Origin of the sequence: Pseudomonas brassicacearum subsp. neoaurantiaca, assembly GCF_013608025.1 — a bacterium.
GTDB lineage: Bacteria > Pseudomonadota > Gammaproteobacteria > Pseudomonadales > Pseudomonadaceae > Aquipseudomonas.
On sequence record NZ_VDLV01000020.1, the window covers coordinates 277,647 to 295,158 of the forward strand.

11 protein-coding genes are annotated in these 17,512 nt (G+C 59.9%); 6 read left to right on the plus strand and 5 right to left on the minus strand.

Translation table 11 applies throughout. The annotated features are described in order from the left end of the window. Positions 1 to 95: 95 nt before the first annotated feature. Positions 96 to 464, plus strand: coding sequence for a DUF6124 family protein (locus tag FHK92_RS14790; RefSeq protein ID WP_181288707.1), 369 nt, complete (start codon positions 96 to 98; stop codon positions 462 to 464). Between the two features lie 280 nt (positions 465 to 744). On the opposite strand, the gene FHK92_RS14795 is transcribed toward FHK92_RS14790, so the two are convergent. Beyond that, positions 745 to 2,331: a hypothetical protein gene (locus tag FHK92_RS14795; RefSeq protein ID WP_181288708.1), complete on the minus strand. Its 1,587-nt coding sequence runs from the start codon at positions 2,329 to 2,331 to the stop codon at positions 745 to 747. Positions 2,332 to 2,395: 64 nt separating this feature from the next. Here FHK92_RS14795 and FHK92_RS28010 point away from each other — a divergent pair, with 64 nt between their 5' ends. Continuing rightward, positions 2,396 to 2,590 (plus strand): DUF6124 family protein, encoded by a 195-nt coding sequence (locus FHK92_RS28010; protein WP_181288741.1) that lies wholly within the window; start codon positions 2,396 to 2,398, stop codon positions 2,588 to 2,590. A gap of 154 nt (positions 2,591 to 2,744) precedes the next feature. Here the strand turns inward: FHK92_RS28010 and FHK92_RS14805 are convergent, their stop codons facing one another. Together FHK92_RS14805 and FHK92_RS14810 are read right to left on the minus strand one after the other, a co-directional pair. Next, on the minus strand, positions 2,745 to 3,104 hold the full coding sequence (locus tag FHK92_RS14805) for a PilZ domain-containing protein (RefSeq protein WP_181288709.1): 360 nt from the start codon (positions 3,102 to 3,104) through the stop codon (positions 2,745 to 2,747). Positions 3,105 to 3,365: 261 nt separating this feature from the next. Then, positions 3,366 to 3,740 (minus strand): tetratricopeptide repeat protein, encoded by a 375-nt coding sequence (locus FHK92_RS14810; protein WP_181288710.1) that lies wholly within the window; start codon positions 3,738 to 3,740, stop codon positions 3,366 to 3,368. A 311-nt stretch (positions 3,741 to 4,051) separates the two neighbouring features. Here FHK92_RS14810 and pyk point away from each other — a divergent pair, with 311 nt between their 5' ends. After that, on the plus strand, positions 4,052 to 5,503 hold the full coding sequence (gene pyk, locus FHK92_RS14815) for a pyruvate kinase (RefSeq protein WP_181288711.1): 1,452 nt from the start codon (positions 4,052 to 4,054) through the stop codon (positions 5,501 to 5,503). Positions 5,504 to 5,711: 208 nt separating this feature from the next. On the opposite strand, the gene FHK92_RS14820 is transcribed toward pyk, so the two are convergent. Together FHK92_RS14820 and FHK92_RS14825 are read right to left on the minus strand one after the other, a co-directional pair. After that, positions 5,712 to 6,662: an iron-sulfur-binding ferredoxin reductase gene (locus FHK92_RS14820; RefSeq protein WP_181288712.1), complete on the minus strand. Its 951-nt coding sequence runs from the start codon at positions 6,660 to 6,662 to the stop codon at positions 5,712 to 5,714. Beyond that, positions 6,655 to 7,761 carry a GGDEF domain-containing protein gene (locus tag FHK92_RS14825; protein WP_181288713.1) on the minus strand — a complete coding sequence of 369 codons (1,107 nt, stop codon included), beginning with the start codon at positions 7,759 to 7,761 and terminating at the stop codon, positions 6,655 to 6,657. Before FHK92_RS14825 ends, FHK92_RS14820 begins: the two co-directional genes overlap by 8 nt. Before the next feature lie 511 nt (positions 7,762 to 8,272). On the opposite strand from FHK92_RS14825, the gene FHK92_RS14830 reads away from it, so the two are divergent. From FHK92_RS14830 to FHK92_RS28015, 3 genes are all read left to right on the plus strand, one after another. Continuing rightward, positions 8,273 to 9,796, plus strand: a complete 1,524-nt coding sequence (locus FHK92_RS14830; protein WP_003205127.1) for a fumarate hydratase — start codon at positions 8,273 to 8,275, stop codon at positions 9,794 to 9,796. A 298-nt stretch (positions 9,797 to 10,094) separates the two neighbouring features. After that, a complete protein-coding gene (locus tag FHK92_RS14835) occupies positions 10,095 to 14,525 on the plus strand; it encodes a SpvB/TcaC N-terminal domain-containing protein (RefSeq protein ID WP_181288714.1) in 4,431 nt (1,476 codons plus the stop codon). Beyond that, positions 14,522 to 17,350, plus strand: a complete 2,829-nt coding sequence (locus tag FHK92_RS28015; protein WP_181288715.1) for an RHS repeat-associated core domain-containing protein — start codon at positions 14,522 to 14,524, stop codon at positions 17,348 to 17,350. The genes FHK92_RS14835 and FHK92_RS28015 overlap by 4 nt, the downstream gene beginning before the upstream one ends. Positions 17,351 to 17,512 lie beyond the last annotated feature (162 nt).

Consider the following 17,512-nt stretch of genomic DNA (forward strand, 5'->3'; position numbering starts at 1 on the left):
TTGGTGACACTTCCCCGGTCGACTAACCTGCGTACAGCCGCCACCCCTCGTTTAGTCGCGAGGAGGTCAAGGCATCACCGAAAGGAAGTTCACCAATGATCAAGCCAACCCCAAATCCACCCCACACCGACCCGCTATCCCCCCACGAAACCCTCGACCCCGAAAAACTCGAGCAAGCCACCCAAAGAGCCCTCGACTACTACCTCAAGCCCAACCACGGCCAGCCAGAAAAGAAGCCCGCCAAACAACCGGACAACTTCATCGTCGCGCCCGACGCCGACCCCGAAGGCATGCTCGCGCACACCTACGAAACCTTCTGCTCGGTGAGCACGCTGATCCTGGATTTATCGGAAGACCTTGAAGGCGCCCCGCGCAACCTCGCCCTGGCGATTCACCAGATGGGCGAGATGGGGGTGTTGTTGCTGGAGAAGTTGCTCGATGGCGAAGCGAAGGTGCAGCGATGAGGCCGATGTGAACGGCACCACAACGGTATAAAAAACAACCGTGGCGAGGGAGCTTGCTCCCGCTGGGCTGCACAGCGGCCCCAAGATTCTGCGGTCGCTACGCAACCGAGCGGGAGCAAGCTCCCTCGCCACAGGGTTGTTGTAGCGTGGTCAGCAGCCCACGTTGGCCCAGGATTGCGGATACCTTGAGCACCAAGGTATCCGCAAAAAAGGTTCGCAAGCGCAGGCATCGGATAAAAGCCGAAACACCGGTAAGGCCGTGTCGGACAATCGACCTGCTTTAATTCACCGTCGTGGTATCGGTTACACCGGCCGACGCCGGAGGCTGCCGATCAACGAGGTATGTAAGCGGCTCCGATTCGATCCAGCTATTGGCACCGCTGCGAACTTTCTGGATGAGTTTCAGCTCATAACTGCCGGGTGGAAAAGCCGTCCGCTCCGTCTCCCAGGTACCTGCATCGCGGACCGTCACCGAATCCGGCGCCACTGCCCCCGTAGGCCCCCTTTCGATCACGATATCAACCGTGGCGCCGGGATAGCCGGTGCCCGAGAATACCGCCCGTTCTGGGACTGGATAGGTCACCGTGGGTTCGGTCAATTTGGGGGGACGAATACGAAAGCCTTGAGCGCCGCTCAAACCTGAAACAGCTCCGTTAATGGTTTGCGTCGCGACAAGCGATACCGGCCCGGGCGGAACTGTCACGGTGACGTTCCAATTAGCTGTCGTATTCGGCTGACCAGTACCGACGAGACTGTTGTTCGATTCGAGATAGATCCTTACCGTTGCACCGTTTACACCGTTGGTGCCGGAGACAGTAAATTGCCTATCCTGAGTGTCGGCGGTGGGAGAAGTAATCGAAGGCGGGTGGGGAAGGAGCGTCACCGTGACAGAGCTATTGGCCGAGAATACATTGCCCATTTTTTGTCGAGCGGTCAGTGTATTCGGGCCCCAGTTCAAATTCTGGTTCAATGTGGCAGACCAAGTCCTGTTGTTTGCCACATTGACGGCGTTGCTCATCGGAGTATCGCCATTGCGGAAAATTTGTACCTGTGCCCCGTTGTCACCCGTGCCAGAAAAGTTCGGTCTCAACTCGGTTCCTGTCGAATTATTAATGGGACCTGTAATCACTGGTGGGTCGAGCACAACGGTAACTTGGACGTGTGCCCATTCTGAATTTTGGCCGTTAATCCGCTGCCGAGAGCTGAAATTGAAATTCCCCAAAGCGATTGCTGGAGAAACAGTCGTGTTCCACTGGCCATTTTGCACTTGGGCTGGAGGAGCAATCTGGCTGCTCGAATTCCTTCTAAAAACTACAACTTCCGCTCCAGTCACACCTGTGCCTCTAATGGTAAATCGCGGACTCACGCCATCGCCATTGCCAGGAGAAGTAATGGTTGGCTGCGGGACCGTGTAGTTGACGATTTCACTGCCATACAGGTGGGGGTCATCCGCCATCGAACGATCATAGATATAATGAAAACCTATTGTTGCTGTAGCAGCAATGTTTCCCTGAACCGTGAGTTGACCAGTCAGATTATGCCATTCGCCATTTTGGGTAGCCCGGTCGGTTAACCTCTGCCACCCAGTGTTGTTATCTCCAGACATAATACGTAACTCAACGTCACCGCTATTTCCGCCATTTCCGCGGGCCCGATATTGCTTTGTATTTACGGTAAATGTCCTGCCATCCGGCGCCCACCAGTACTCTACTTTCAGATTTGCCCAATAATCACCGAATGACGCCACGATAACCGTTTCCACAGCCCGGGCATCCTGAACAGGCTCAATGGACACGCCACCGCCCGCATCGTCCGAACTCGCGGAATCACCGTCGAACGTTTCTGTATTTCCATTATCAGTAGTCATTTCAAATCTCCAGTGTCATTTCAGCCGAGCCTTCGAAGCGAAGTCGTCTCAGTAAATACCGCCCGTGCCTGCCGAAACACCTGTCAAACCTGACAGTAGCGACCAACGGCCACCGTTCGAGCGGCCAATCGCCCAGGATTTATCGGAAGACCTTGAAGGCGCCCCGCGCAACCTCGCCCTGGCGATTCACCAGATGGGCGAGATGGGGGTGTTGTTGCTGGAGAGGTTGCTCGATGGCGAAGCGAAGGTGCAGCGATGAGGCCGCTGTGAACGGCACCACGACGGTATGAAAAACAACCCGTGGCGAGGGAGCTTGCTCCCGCTCGGTTGCGCAGCGACCGCAAAATCCGGGGCCGCTGCGCAACCCAGCGGGAGCAAGCTCCCTTGCCACAGGGTTGTTGTAGCGCGGCAGCCTACGCCGAGGCCGGCATCTCGTAAAAGCTGAAATATTCCTGCAACGCGCTCACCAATTGCCCGTACTCCGGCGGCGCCCATTGCAGGCTGAAGCCAGCGTCGAAATGTTGCGGTGTGACGTCCTCGTGGCACCACAAGCAAATGGCTTTCAACAGGAAGTTTTGCTGCGACCCGTCGCCGGCGGGCAATTTCAGGCGCAAATCAAACTCCACGCCGACCATCAACGGCAGATGACTGATCAGCATCAGCCCCCTTTCCGAGACATTGCCCAAGAACCCGATGGGCTTGCCGTTGGCACCGTTGAACACTTCCAAGCAATACGACAACTGATGCCGCGCGATTCGACGCTCTTTGTACATGTCTTGTATCGCTTTTTTTATGGCTGATCACGCAGCCAACCCTGTGCTTTGAAACGAGCCTGTCCCTGCTCGCTCTCCCAGATCCGGATGCCAGACACCTTCAAGCTAGCCGGCTAAAAGCAGATGCCCCCTAATAAATTAGAGCACTGCCACTAGACACAACTTATACAAATATAGCCGATGCGTAACCAACGGCCAGCCGGACGCGTTACCAATCATCGGTCGACAACTGGTGCGAGCCATGGATTGCATCGGCGACGATCAGAATGAGGTAGGGCGGACGGCCGAGGCGCTGCGGGTCGGGTAGTGGCCTAGGCTCTGCAGGGTTTCGAGCCGTGCGCGGGCGCGGTAGGCGTACTCGCTGTTGGGGTACTGGGCGAGGATGAACTGATAGGTTTGCGCCGCATCGACGAACAGCTTTTGCCGCTCCAGGCACTGGCCGCGCATCATCGAGACTTCCGGTTGCATGTAGCGCCGGGCACGGCTGGCGCGGTCGACCTTGGACAGCTCGAGCATGACCTGGTCGCAGTCGCCACGCTCATAAGCTGTGTAGGCGAGGTTCATATGGTGGTTCATGGACCAACGGGTGCAGCCCGTGATACTCAGGGCCAGGGCAATAAAAAGCACGAATCGCATGGGGAGGTTCTCCTGTCTTGAGCTCTTTATCGACCTGGCGCGGAAAATCTTCAATCGGACCCGCTCTTGTGGCGAGGGAGCTTGCTCCCGCTCGGTTGCGTAGCGACCGCAGAATCTTGGGGCCGCTTCGCAGCCCAGCGGGAGCAAGCTCCCTCGCCACAAGAGCGATGTTCGGCTTTAGTAGTTAAAGGCGCAAAAATTTTCAGGAATGTTCATTTCGAAAAAGAAACGAATAAGTAGTGCACATGAACAATGACTACACCCAAAGACCATAGTAGCCTTCGCTGGCGCTTGAACTTGAGGAGTCCTGCATGTCCGTCCGTCGCACCAAAATCGTCGCTACCCTTGGCCCGGCCAGTAACTCGCCGGAAGTTCTTGAACAGCTGATTCTGGCTGGCCTGGACGTTGCCCGCCTGAACTTCTCCCACGGCACCCCCGACGAGCACAAGGCTCGTGCCAAGCTGGTGCGTGACCTGGCCGCCAAGCACGGCCGTTTCGTTGCCCTGCTGGGCGACTTGCAAGGCCCGAAGATCCGCATCGCGAAATTCGCCAACAAGCGCATCGAGCTGAAAATCGGTGACAAGTTCACCTTCTCCACCAGCCACCCGCTGACCGAAGGTAACCAGCAAGTGGTCGGCATCGACTACCCGGACCTGGTCAAGGATTGCGGCGTGGGCGACGAGCTGCTGCTCGACGACGGTCGCGTGGTGATGCGCGTCGAGACCGCCAACGCCACCGAACTGAACTGCGTCGTGACCATCGGCGGCCCACTGTCGGACCACAAAGGCATCAACCGTCGCGGTGGCGGCCTGACCGCTCCAGCCCTGACCGAGAAAGACAAGGCCGACATCAAGCTGGCCGCGGAAATGGAAGTCGACTACCTCGCCGTGTCCTTCCCCCGTGACGCGGCGGACATGGAATACGCCCGTCAACTGCGCGACGAAGCCGGCGGCACTGCCTGGCTGGTGGCCAAGATCGAACGCGCCGAAGCCGTGGCCGACGATGAAACCCTCGACGGCCTGATCAAGGCGTCCGACGCCGTGATGGTGGCCCGTGGCGACCTCGGCGTGGAAATCGGCGACGCCGAGCTTGTAGGCATCCAGAAGAAGATCATCCTGCACGCACGCCGCCACAACAAAGCGGTGATCGTCGCGACCCAGATGATGGAGTCGATGATCCAGAACCCGATGCCGACCCGCGCCGAAGTGTCCGACGTAGCCAACGCCGTGCTGGACTACACCGACGCCGTGATGCTCTCGGCCGAAAGCGCCGCCGGCCTCTACCCGCTCGAAGCGGTGCAGGCCATGGCGCGGATTTGCATCGGCGCTGAAAAGCACCCGACCGGCAAGACTTCCAGCCACCGCATCGGCAAGGAATTCAGCCGCTGCGACGAAAGCATCGCCTTGGCGACCATGTACACCGCCAACCACTTCCCGGGCGTGAAGGCGATCATTGCCCTGACCGAAAGTGGCTACACCCCGCTGATCATGTCGCGCATCCGCTCCTCGGTGCCAATCTACGCGTTCACCCCGCACCGCGAAGCCCAGGCGCGCGCAGCGATGTTCCGTGGTGTGTACACCATTCCGTTCGATCCGGCTTCGCTGGAGCCGCACGAAGTCAGCCAGAAAGCGATCGATGAACTGACCAAGCGCGGCGTCGTGGAAAAAGGTGACTGGGTGATCCTGACCAAGGGCGACAGCTACCACACCACCGGCGGCACCAACGGGATGAAGATCCTGCACGTTGGCGACCCGATGGTTTGATGATCGGTCGCTGAAAACGAAAAGCCCCGCCATTTGAATGGCGGGGCTTTTTGGTTTCTGCTTTTTGGAATGCGGTGTCTGGGCTGGCGCTTTCGCGAGCAAGCTCGCTCCCACAGGGGTTTTGTGTATGCCGCAAATCTATTGTGGGAACAGGGCTTTGTATACGCCGCAAATCCATTGTGGGAGCGAGCTTGCTCGCGATGGCGATCTAGCAGACGCCGCCATTCCCCCGAGTAAGAAACACATCCGCCAACAACTGATTGCGCGGCAACCCCGCCAGGTACAAGCGCTTGGCAAACGCCTCGACCCAATCCGGATGGCCACAGACCAGCGCCTGGGTCTGGCGCGAAGCCAGGCGCAGCTGCGCGAGTACGGCTGGCGCCTCGGCAGCCGTCAGCAGCTCGACACTCAGGTTCGGATGCTTGGCCGCCAACGCCGCCAACGGTTTGTCCAGATAATGCCCGGCGGCCTCACGGGCCACATGAATCAACCGAATCGCCCCTTGATGCTGCTGGCGCAACGCTTCACGCAAAATTCCGAACAGCGGCCCCAGCCCGGTGCCGGACGCCAGCAGCCACAGCGGCTTTTCATGCCAATCGGGATCGTAATGCAGCGCACCGCCGCGCAGTTCACCGAGGCGGATCGGGTCGCCGGCCTTGAGTTGTCGCACCGCATCGACGAATTGCCCAGGCGCGCGACAATCGAGGTGAAACTCCAGGAAGCGGTCTTCCTCGGGCAGGCTCGCCAGGGAATATGGCCGGGCCACGTCGCCGATCCACAGCACCAAATGTTGCCCGGCTCGATAGCGCAACGGTCGCTGCGGGGTGATGCGCAACCGAAGGACTTCGGCGCCGAGCCAATCCAGCGCCGCCACCTCGGCGGCCTGGCCATCGCGCCGTGGGTCGAAGGTGTGGATCTGCACGTCTTCGATTACCTGGCATTGGCATGCCAGGCGCCAGCCTTGATCACGCTGCGCCGGCGTCAGGGCATCGGGACGGTTGTCACGCACATCGCCGCTCACGCATTGCACCAGGCAGGCATGGCAACTACCGGCACGGCAGCTGAAGGGCACCGGCACGCCGGACTGGTTGAGCGCGTCCAGCAGGTTACTGCCCGCCGCCACCGTCCATTGCTGGCCCGGGACTTTCAGCTCAGGCATCGACATTCTCCCAGGCCGCGGCACACCGATTACGGCCATCGCGCTTGGCACGGTACAAGGCCTGGTCGGCGCGCTGCAACGCGCTGTCCAGGTCATCGCCGATTTCCAGCATCGTCATGCCCACCGACAGGCTGAGGCTGCCCACGCGCAATTCAGTCAACTGAACCTCGGTGAACGCCAGCCGCAATCGCTCGCAACAGGCCGTCAGGCGCGCGGGGTCGCAGGCGGGCAACAGCATGACGAATTCTTCGCCGCCGTAACGGGCCAGCACGTCGCCTTCGCGCAGGCAGGCCGTGGCGACGCCGGCGAAGGCCTGGAGCACCTGATCGCCAGCGGCATGGCCATGCAGATCGTTGATGCGCTTGAAATGGTCCAGGTCGATCAAGGCCAGGCCATGGGCGACGCCGGGCCTGAGGGTGTTGAGTTCGCGGCTTGCCAGGCGCAGGAAATGCCGGCGATTGAACAGGCCGGTCAATTCGTCGGTGGCGACCAGGTCTTCGAGCTGGCGCATCATGCCGCGCAAGGTGTCTTGATGGGCCTGCAAGGCAAACCGCCGCTGGCGCATGCGTTGGCGCGAGGTCTGGACGTAGCGGGCATACAGCACCAGCCACACCAGCACGATGAACAGCACGCACACTTGCAAGCCGGCCAGCGTCGGGTCGGGAAGCCGGAAGAAGTAGCCGTCCCACAGCGTGATGCCGGTAAAGCTGAAGAACACCAACATCGCACAGCGCACAAAGGCCCGCCGCGTGAGATGGAACAGCCCGAACAGCAGGATCAGCACATAAAACACCAGGAACACGCCACGGGCCTGGTCCAGGTGGGCCATCATCCAGGTCTGCCAGCCGAGACCGATCCAGACCTGTACTTCCGTGAGACTGGGGTCGGCGAACCGCAGGTTGCGGTCGGTGATGAACAGCGCGAACAACCCGCCCTGGCACAGCACCACCAGCAGGCTGCCAATGACGACGCCTCGCAACGAGTCGAGATAATGGCCACTGAAAAACGCCAGCCACAGCAACACCAGCGCCAGCGCATATGTCGTGGCTGCGAGGGCGAAGCGTTTAAGCAAAAGACGTTGAATGGCGTTATGGGTCAATCGGTGACTCACCATGGGAAAGGAGACTGACAGAGGTGTCCTACGCTATAGGCCAGACGCCACTTTAGTGGCGTGTTCGACAAATGACCATTCAATTCTGGAGCAGAAAAATGGCGTCAAAGCAATGGCCTGGATTGACGCAGCTACCACCCCCGCCAATGCCCCTTGTGGCGAGGGGATTTATCCCCGCTGGGCTGCGGAGCAGCCCCAAAATGACTGAAGGCGAACAACCTGACACACCGAGGTGACTGGTTTTCAGGGCTGCTTCGCAGCCCAACGGGGATAAATCCCCTCGCCACAAATAAATCCCCTCGCCACAAAGGTATTTAGCACTCCCGGTCAGAACGCAACCTCGCTCCCACAGGCTTGCCGCCCTGCGATATACTGCCGCGCCTTTTTAGCGTCGCGCCAGCATGCCCGGCGTGCCTTAAGAGGTGCCGTCCGTCGACCGATTCACCCAAGCGGACGGCACCTTATTGAATGTTCCCGTCTTTAGAGAGGAGCGCGACTCATGACCGTGATCAAGCAAGACGACCTGATTCAGAGCGTTGCCGACGCCCTGCAGTTCATTTCCTATTACCACCCCGTGGATTTCATCCAGGCGATGCACGAAGCCTACCTGCGCGAAGAATCGCCGGCGGCCCGTGATTCCATGGCGCAGATCCTGATCAACTCGCGCATGTGCGCCACCGGCCATCGGCCGATCTGCCAGGACACCGGCATCGTGACCGTGTTCGTGCGCGTGGGCATGGACGTGCGTTGGGATGGCGCGACCATGAGCCTGGACGACATGATCAACGAGGGCGTGCGTCGCGCCTACAACCTGCCGGAAAACGTCCTGCGTGCCTCCATCCTGGCCGACCCGGCAGGCGCACGTAAAAACACCAAGGACAACACCCCGGCGGTCATCCACTATTCCATCGTCCCGGGCAACACCGTGGAAGTGGACGTAGCGGCCAAGGGCGGCGGCTCCGAGAACAAATCGAAGATGGCGATGCTCAACCCATCCGACTCCATCGTCGACTGGGTGCTCAAGACCGTTCCGACCATGGGCGCCGGCTGGTGCCCACCGGGCATGCTCGGCATCGGCATCGGCGGCACCGCCGAGAAAGCCGCGGTGATGGCCAAGGAAGTGTTGATGGAATCCATCGACATCCACGAGCTCAAGGCCCGTGGCCCGCAGAACCGTATCGAAGAGATGCGCCTGGAGCTGTTCGAAAAGGTCAACCAACTGGGCATCGGCGCCCAGGGCCTGGGCGGCCTGACCACCGTGCTCGACGTGAAGATCATGGACTACCCGACCCACGCCGCCTCGCTGCCGGTGTGCATGATCCCCAACTGCGCCGCCACCCGTCACGCCCACTTCGTGCTCGACGGTTCCGGCCCGGCCTCGCTGGAAGCGCCACCGCTGGACGCCTACCCGGAAATCGTCTGGGAAGCCGGCCCGTCGGCCCGTCGCGTCAACCTCGACACTCTGACCCCGGAAGACGTGCAGAGCTGGAAACCGGGCGAAACCGTGCTGCTCAACGGCAAGATGCTCACCGGTCGCGACGCCGCGCACAAGCGCATGGTCGAGATGCTGAACAAGGGTGAAACCCTGCCGGTCGACCTCAAGGGCCGCTTCATCTACTACGTCGGCCCGGTCGATCCGGTCGGTGACGAAGTGGTTGGCCCAGCCGGTCCGACCACTGCCACGCGGATGGACAAGTTCACCCGCCAGATCCTCGAGCAAACCGGCCTGTTGGGCATGATCGGCAAATCCGAGCGCGGCCCGACCGCCATCGAAGCGATCAAGGACAACAAGGCCGTCTACCTGATGGCCGTCGGCGGCGCCGCTTACCTGGTGGCCCAGGCGATCAAGAAATCCAAGGTCCTGGCCTTCGCCGAACTGGGGATGGAAGCGATCTACGAGTTCGAGGTCAAGGACATGCCGGTGACCGTCGCCGTGGACAGCAAAGGCGAGTCGGTGCACATCACCGGCCCAGCGATCTGGCAGCAGAAGATCAGCGAGAGCCTCGCGGTGGAAGTGCAGTAACGCGCACGCAAGCGATGTGAACAAGGCCGGTGAGCGACAAGCTCACCGGCCTTTTTTCATGCCACATAAAAACCTGTGGGAGCGAGCTTGCTCGCGATGGCTTGGGTCCATTCAGCATTGATGTTGAAAGAACCTCCGCTATCGCGAGCAAGCTCGCTCCCACAAGGGCCACCAGCACAGCCATTCATCGGGTACGCCCGCCGACCTGTCAGATCTGACAGGTTACAGCCCCGTTCTCCCTTGGCATCCTCGTTTTGGCCAGGCACACGCCTGGCGCGGGTCAAAGGGATGAACATCCATGGCAGAGCAAGCGCCCCTACAGATCATCACGCCTTCCATCGCCGGCAGTGCGTCGATCGCCACCATTGGCAACAGTCTCGGTCCGGTAGGCACTCGGGGCGCAGCCTCCTTTGGGCTGCCGCTGCCGATCACCCACGCACGCCATCTGACGCCGGCCTTGGCGCTGCAATACAACAGCCAGAGCGGCAACGGTACGTTCGGCATTGGCATGCAGCTATCGATCCCCAGCATCGCTCGCAAGACCAGCAGCGGCGTGCCGCATTACGGTGCGGACGATGTCATGGTGGGGCCCGACGGGGTGGACCTTTGGCCCGACCTCGAAAGACAGACCCACCGCAAGATCGGCGGCGAAACCTTCGCAGTCGTGCGTTATTTCCCAAGGATCGAAAGCAGCTTCGACATCTATGAACTCTGGACGTCCTTCGAGAGCGCTCCGTTCTGGCGAGTGCAGGGCAGCAATGGCCACCTGTACTGCTACGGGAAAAGCGAAGCATCGCGCATCGCTGACCCTGGGAAACCAACACGCATCGCCGAATGGTTGCTGCTGGAGGAAGTCAGCCCGCTGGGCGAGCACATCTATTACGAATACGCAGCCGATCCCGCCGAATCCGATGGCGATCACGACTACAACGCCCAGCGCTACCTGCGCCGGGTGTGCTATGGCAATGCGGAGGCCAGAGAAACCTTCTTCTGCTTCGAACCGGCGGACCCGGCCTCCTTGCGCTGGCACCTCCATCTGCTATTCGACTACGGACAGCGCTCCCTCCAGCTCGATGAAAAACCGGCATGGACAGCCGCCGACGAGGGCGCCTGGCAACTGCGCACCGACCCGTTCCATGCCTACCGATACGGTTTCGAAATCGGTACACGGCGCTTGTGTCATCAAGTGTTGATGTTCCACCACTTCCCCGCTGAAGCCGGTACGGAACCCGCGCTGGTGCGCCGGTTGCTGTTGGAATATACCGCGACCGAGCTGGGCTATAGCACGCTGACCGCTGCCCATTATCAAGGTTGGGACGCCGAGGGCCGGGTCGAAAACAGCCCTCCCATCGAACTGCACTACAGCGAATTCGAGTTGAACCAGGAACCTGAGACGTTCTTTGCCCTGGAGACAATGCCCGCCCTGGAAGATGGCCTGGGTTATCAATGCGTCGACTTGTATGGCGAAGGTGTTCCGGGTTTCTTGTGCCGCTACAGCAATCGTTGGTATTACCGGGAACCCGAGCGCGCCACGACCGGCGACAGCGACAAGATCGGCTACGGCCCTTGGACGCTCCTGCCGAGGATCCCGGTGGCGACCGACGGTCCAAGGGTGATGCAATTGCTCACCGACCTGACCGGCAGCGGCCGCCTCAACTGGGTCATCGCCCAGCCCGGCATGAGCGGCTTCTATACGCTGAACCCGGACCGCAGCTGGTCGACCTTCACCGATTTCAAGCGTTTCCCCACGGAGTTCCTGCACCCCGCCGCACAATTGGGCGACCTGGCTGGCGACGGATTGCGCTCGCTGGCGATGATCGGCCCGAAAAGCGTGCGGCTCTACGCCAACCTTCGTGAACAAGGCTTCGCTGACGGCGTGGACGTTCCTCATGAACCGGACAGCGACCTGCCCCTGTTCAGCAACGTGCGCAGCGAGTTGGTATTTTTTGGCAATATGCTCGGCAGCGACAGCACCGAGCTGTGCCGCATTCGCTTCAATGAAATAAAGTGTTGGCCCAACCTCGGTCACGGGCGTTTCGGCAAGGGTTTCGTCATGAGTCCCCTGCCCTTCAACTACGACGAATTCGACGCCGAGCGGGTGCGGATCGCCGATCTGGATGGCTCCGGCGCGCCCGCGCTGATTTACTTGCGCAGCGATTGTTTCGAGATCTACTACAACCGTGGCGGCAATGGCTTGGAGCAAACACCCCTGCAGGTCCCGTGGCCCGACGGCATGCGCTATGACAACCTCTGCCAGGTCAGCCTGGCCGATCTGCAAGGCCTGGGTTGCGCCAGCCTGATCCTGAGCGATACCCATCACCCGTCGGACCTGAAACCGCGCCATTGGCGCTACGATTTCGTCGCGACACGGCCTTACCTGCTCAGCGCCACGAACAACAACATGGGCTGCAGCAGTAGCCTGGCGTACCGCAGCAGTGCGCAGTTCTGGCTGGATGAAAAATGGCAGATCCTGGAACGCAGCCAGCCACCCGTTTGCCATTTGCCCATGGCTTTGCCGCTGATAGCCCGTCAGCAACAGCTGGACGAAATCACTGGAAATAGCCTGACCCAGCGTTTTACCTATTTCGAGGGCGACTACGACAGCTATCACCGCGAATTCCGGGGCTTCGGCCGGCTGTATCAGCTCGACAGCGAAATCTCCGACGCAAACACGGACAGCGGTTTTACCGCGCCGGTATTGGTCAAGACCTGGTTCCACACCGGCCGTACCGTCGACCAACTCCTCAAGGATTGTTTCGAGGCTGACGACGACCACGCACCGCTGCTGGGACCGACGCTGCTGACTCAGTTTAATGAACTGGAAAACGCCGAAGAGATCATCACCCCCGACCCCGACACTGCTCGGGAAATGGCTTACGCCTTGGGTGGCAACGTATTACGCAGCGAGACCCATCAGACCGAATCCATCTTCATACACGTGCCTTACACTGTGACGCAACAACGCTACCTGCTGCGTCTACCACATCCGGGGCATAAAACCTTGTCGGTATTGGGGTTGGAAACGGTCAGCCTGCAATACGATGGTTTCATCAACGATCCGCAAGCCCAGCACAGCATTACCCTAGACTGGAACCGCTACGGCCAGCCAGTGCACAGCTTCGTCGTTCATTACGCCCGACGCCTGACCGCGACCGACGAGGCGCCCTTTGCAGATGAACACGAGAACACCTGGTGGCGCGATGCCCATGACGATCAGCAGCAAGTCTTTCATCTCATTGAAAGCCGGGCCGAAACACTGGATTTATCCGACGAGGACCGCCAACGCATACAGCTGGGCCTGCCCTGGCGCGCTCGAACCAACGGGCTGCAGCTTCCTAAAGGCGATCTCCCCGCAGGACTGTCTCCGCGACAGATCAGCTACGAATCCTTCCTTGTTCATCAAGACTCGGAAGAGTGGGCAACCGCCCGGGTGCTGATCGCCCTACAAGAACAAACCTACCTGCGCGATGACTCGGACCACATTCTGTTCCAGGCCTTGCGCGGTCCGTTGGAAGTGGCCGAGTTCGACAAGCAGGCGCTGGGCGCCTACGACGTCGTGCCTGGGCAATTCAACATCCGCAGGGAACTGGTAATGATTGGCTTCGAGCCCATGAATCTATTCCTGCCAGAAAACCCAGACGAAGATGAAGCCCTGAACCTGTGGTCGAAAAAAGTCGGCTTCGCCACCTACTTGCCACTCGCAGGCTTCTTCCATCTCAGTGCGTTACAGCAAACCCGGAGCCACGGCGTTACCACGACCGACTATGACGCCTATAACCTGATGCCCATCGCCGTGACACTGCCGGATGGCTGCACGAGCCGAGTCGAATACGACTACCATTCGCTGCTGCCCTGGAAAATCACCGACCCCAACAATAATATCCAACAGGCGCTTTATGGCCCGGCCGGCGTGCCTTTGGCTACCACGTTTCACGGCACCGAGAGTGGCGCTTCGGCAGGTTTCGATTACATCGAAACTTATCAACCGCCCGCAGACCTGTCTCCCGCTTATGCCATTGAAAATCCAGCGGGCACCCTAGGCAACATGGCCAGCGTCGTGCGGATCGAAAATATGAGCTGGATGGGCACGCTCGACTTGACGCTGGTTTTGTCGGAGCTGCGCGATGAATGGATCAACGCCCGCTATCTACTGCCCAGCGGCCATATTCGCGCCTCGGCGCGTGTTCGCCTGGCCCGGATGAAAACGCGTACCGCCGATGAAGAACTGCTCAGCTCGTTGATCCTGGCAACGGTCCGGGAACCGGCCCACAGCGTCGTGCTGAGTGCCGACCGTTATCCGGGTGATGACTTGCGCCAGATACGCATCGCCCTCAGCGCGGTCGACGGTTTTGGTCGTCCTTTGCAAACCAAGCAATTGGTCGAGCCAGGGCAAGCCTATGCCGTGGCCGAGGACGGCTCATTGCTATTGGACGGCGATAAGCCGACCCAGCGAGAAGCCACCCCGCGCTGGCGCGTCAGCGAACGGGTCGAGTACAACAACAAAGGTTTGGTCACCCGGGTCTACCGCCCTTACTTCGCCAATGCCTGGCGCTACATCAACGATGCTTCGTTGCGCGAACACGGCTATCACGATCAGCAGTTCTACGATCCGCCCGGACGGCTGGTCAAGGTCATCAATGCCAAGGGGCATGAGGCCTGGCATGTCTATCATCCGTGGTACCAGTGCGATCACGATTACAACGATACGGATCCGGGCCCAGCCCGGTGAACACGCAGGTTCATCGAAAGACGCCAGTCGTGGCGGTGGTCGATGGGCGGGCAGGACCGGTCCGGCGAGTGGATTACCTGCGCGGTTCGAGGAGCGACCAGACCCAAAGGCTGGTCACGGCCCAGGCGTATGACGCCGCCGGGCGCATCGTCGACCAATGGGACCCGCGCTTCCACGGTACGCAAACCATCAACCTGCACAGCATCTACAGCCTGTCAGGCACACCGCTGCGCACGGAAAACATCGACGCGGGGCTGCGTTGCGAATTGCTTGGCCTGGCCGGCCAACGCCTGCACAGTTGGAACGCCCGCCACAGCGAGCAACAGACCAGATACGACTCACAGTTGCGACCCACGCTGATCCGCGAGCGCGGCCAAGACCAGGCCTGGATCACGGTTGGCCGCCTGCGCTATGGCACCCCTTCGACCGAAGACGCCCTGCACAATCGATGCGGCAAACTGCTGGAGCAATACGACACGGCCGGGCTGGTCACCGTCGACGATTATTCGCTGGCAGGCCTGCCCCTGAATCAAAGGCAACGGTTTTTGGACACGCTGGAGCTGCCCGACTGGCCGGACGATAAAGCTGGACGCGAGCGTTTGCTGGAATCTGCCCGCTACGACACGCAGTGGCGCTACGACGCCTTGGGCGATGCCCTAGGGCAGACGGACGCCAAGGGGCATAGCCAACGCATCGAACTCGATGTGGCCGGACAACCCAAGAGCGTGCATTTGCAATGGGCCGACAGCTCCGCTGTCGAGCTGATCGCCGATGAATTCCGATACTCCGCGGCGGGCCAGCGCCAGGCCTATACCGCCGGTAACGGCGTCAACATCACTTTTACCTACGACCCCGCCGATGGGCGCCTGACTGAGCTCAAGGCCACAAAAGGCAGCGATGTCCACCAACACTTGAGCTACCTCTACGACCTCGTTGGCAATGTCACGTCCATCACCGATCACACCCATGTCGTGCGCTACCACGCCAACCAGCGCTGCGAAGGCGTTCGTACCTTTTTGTATGACAGCCTCTATCGCCTGGAAAGCGCCACGGGGCTGGAAATTCCCGGGACAGGCACACAACCGGGGTTGCCCGGGCTTATCTCGCCCTCCAACCTGACCCTGCGAACCCCGTACACCCAACACTACGAATATGACCATGGCGGCAATCTGGAAAAATTGATCCACAACAGCGCCACTCCAGGGCAGGCGCATACGCTGCGCCTGACCATTGACCCGTCAAGCAACCGCTGCCTGCAATGGCAAAAGGGTGAAGCCTATCTCGACGACACCCTGGGCTTCGATGCCGGCGGCAACCAGCTGAGGCTGCCCTCTTCCGGGCAGCGCCTGACCTGGAACTGGCGCAATCAACTGCACAAGGTCACCCAAGTACAACGCGACGACGGCGAAGACGATGCCGAGCATTACAGCTACAACGCACAGGGCATGCGCATGCGTAAGCTGCATAGCGCCCGGGCCGCTTCCTTTACCCACGTGCGCGACGTGCGCTATTTGCCGGGCCTGGAAATCCGCACCCTCGACGACACTGAAGAATTGCACGTCTGCACTTTGCAAGGCCCGGCGTCCAACATACGCGGACTGTACTGGGCTAAAGGCCGGCCGACTGAAATCGAACAAGGCCAACTGCGCTATAGCCTTGACGATCACTTGGGTTCGTTGGTCATGGAACTGGACCAGGACGCCCGGCTCATCAGCCACGAGGGCTACTACCCCTTCGGCGGCACGGCGTGGTGGGCGGCGGATTCCCAGATCCAGGCCAGTTACAAGACCGTTCGTTACTCCGGCAAGGAGCGTGATGCCAGCGGGCTTTATTACTACGGCTTTCGTTACTACGCACCGTGGATGATGCGCTGGATCAACCCGGACCCGGCGGGGCCGGTGGATGGGTTGAATTTGTATGCGATGGTGGGGAATAACCCGGTTCGCTACAGCGACAGCCTTGGGCTAAACAGGGGTGATGCACTCCATACCCTGATGACTGGGAGAACTACGCAGATTTTGCAGGGCGGACCAAACCCATTACCTATCCTTACTGGCGGGCACCGGAAAATGATGGAAAAACGGAATGCCTATTTCAAAGAACATCCGGAAGCGGAAGCTTTTCTAAAAAAGAACAGAGATGGGAATCTGGTTGCCCATGCTGGCTTTGAAATCCCTGGCAGCACGCCTGACGAACTGGTTCGAGTGACGGATTTATTCAATATTCCACTTCCCGATCAGCTGGAGCTCGGAGTTCATGGGGTAGAAGAGTTTCGACCCGCCATTCAAGGCGTGGAGCAGGATGACCCTGTGTCCAGTGGCATATTCAAATTTGGCGATGTCTCACTGTATGAGAGGCTTCTGGAAAACAAGATCGTCGAAGTGTTCAACGACGCTAAGCGCCCCATAAAAATCTACAGAGGCGCGAATCCGGAACCGGTCGATTTGGCCGGTCTCGAACATGAGATGCCCTTGATACAACCCATGATAAAAGAGCGGATACAGGCTCATATCGTTGCAGGTCGGCAGTACTTGCCGAAATCAGCCGGACTTCCCGGCATGCATGCCGAGAGTATTGGCGCACACCTCGCACTCGCCTTTCAAAAAAGTATGACGGGGGCGCTCGATCCTTCGCAGATCCTCGTGGTCACTCAGAAGCTTAAAGGTGCCAAGGTCGCGTTGGACTTTCCCGCCTGTTTCAATTGCGCCAATATCCTGATGGGCCCTGACGATTCCCAGGGTGATTTCAAGCCATTCGGTGTTAGGACCGGCCGGGTGGATCTGACTCACTCGCGCTGGAATAGCGCAGTCCGACCATTCATTTAGGGCGCTGCCATTCCATCAAGCGCACGTCTTGGACGGTGAGGCTCAATCGATTGCCAGAGCGCTCCAGCCGTTGCCGCACCACCTGACCGAAAACCGGTTTTGTGCCGGGAATTTTTACCCGCTGTTCCCGTTGCCGTTGCCCGTAGGCAACATGCTATGGTT

Bases quoted from the DNA above. Each gene is read 5' to 3' on its own strand.
- FHK92_RS14830 (WP_003205127.1), top strand. From the start codon at position 8,273: ATGACCGTGATCAAGCAAGACGACCTGATTCAGAGCGTTGCCGACGCC.
- FHK92_RS14820 (WP_181288712.1), bottom strand. From the start codon at position 6,662: ATGCCTGAGCTGAAAGTCCCGGGCCAGCAATGGACGGTGGCGGCGGGC.
- FHK92_RS14790 (WP_181288707.1), top strand. From the start codon at position 96: ATGATCAAGCCAACCCCAAATCCACCCCACACCGACCCGCTATCCCCC.
- pyk (WP_181288711.1), top strand. From the start codon at position 4,052: ATGTCCGTCCGTCGCACCAAAATCGTCGCTACCCTTGGCCCGGCCAGT.
- FHK92_RS14810 (WP_181288710.1), bottom strand. From the start codon at position 3,740: ATGCGATTCGTGCTTTTTATTGCCCTGGCCCTGAGTATCACGGGCTGC.
- FHK92_RS14805 (WP_181288709.1), bottom strand. From the start codon at position 3,104: ATGTACAAAGAGCGTCGAATCGCGCGGCATCAGTTGTCGTATTGCTTG.
- FHK92_RS14835 (WP_181288714.1), top strand. From the start codon at position 10,095: ATGGCAGAGCAAGCGCCCCTACAGATCATCACGCCTTCCATCGCCGGC.
- FHK92_RS14795 (WP_181288708.1), bottom strand. From the start codon at position 2,331: ATGACTACTGATAATGGAAATACAGAAACGTTCGACGGTGATTCCGCG.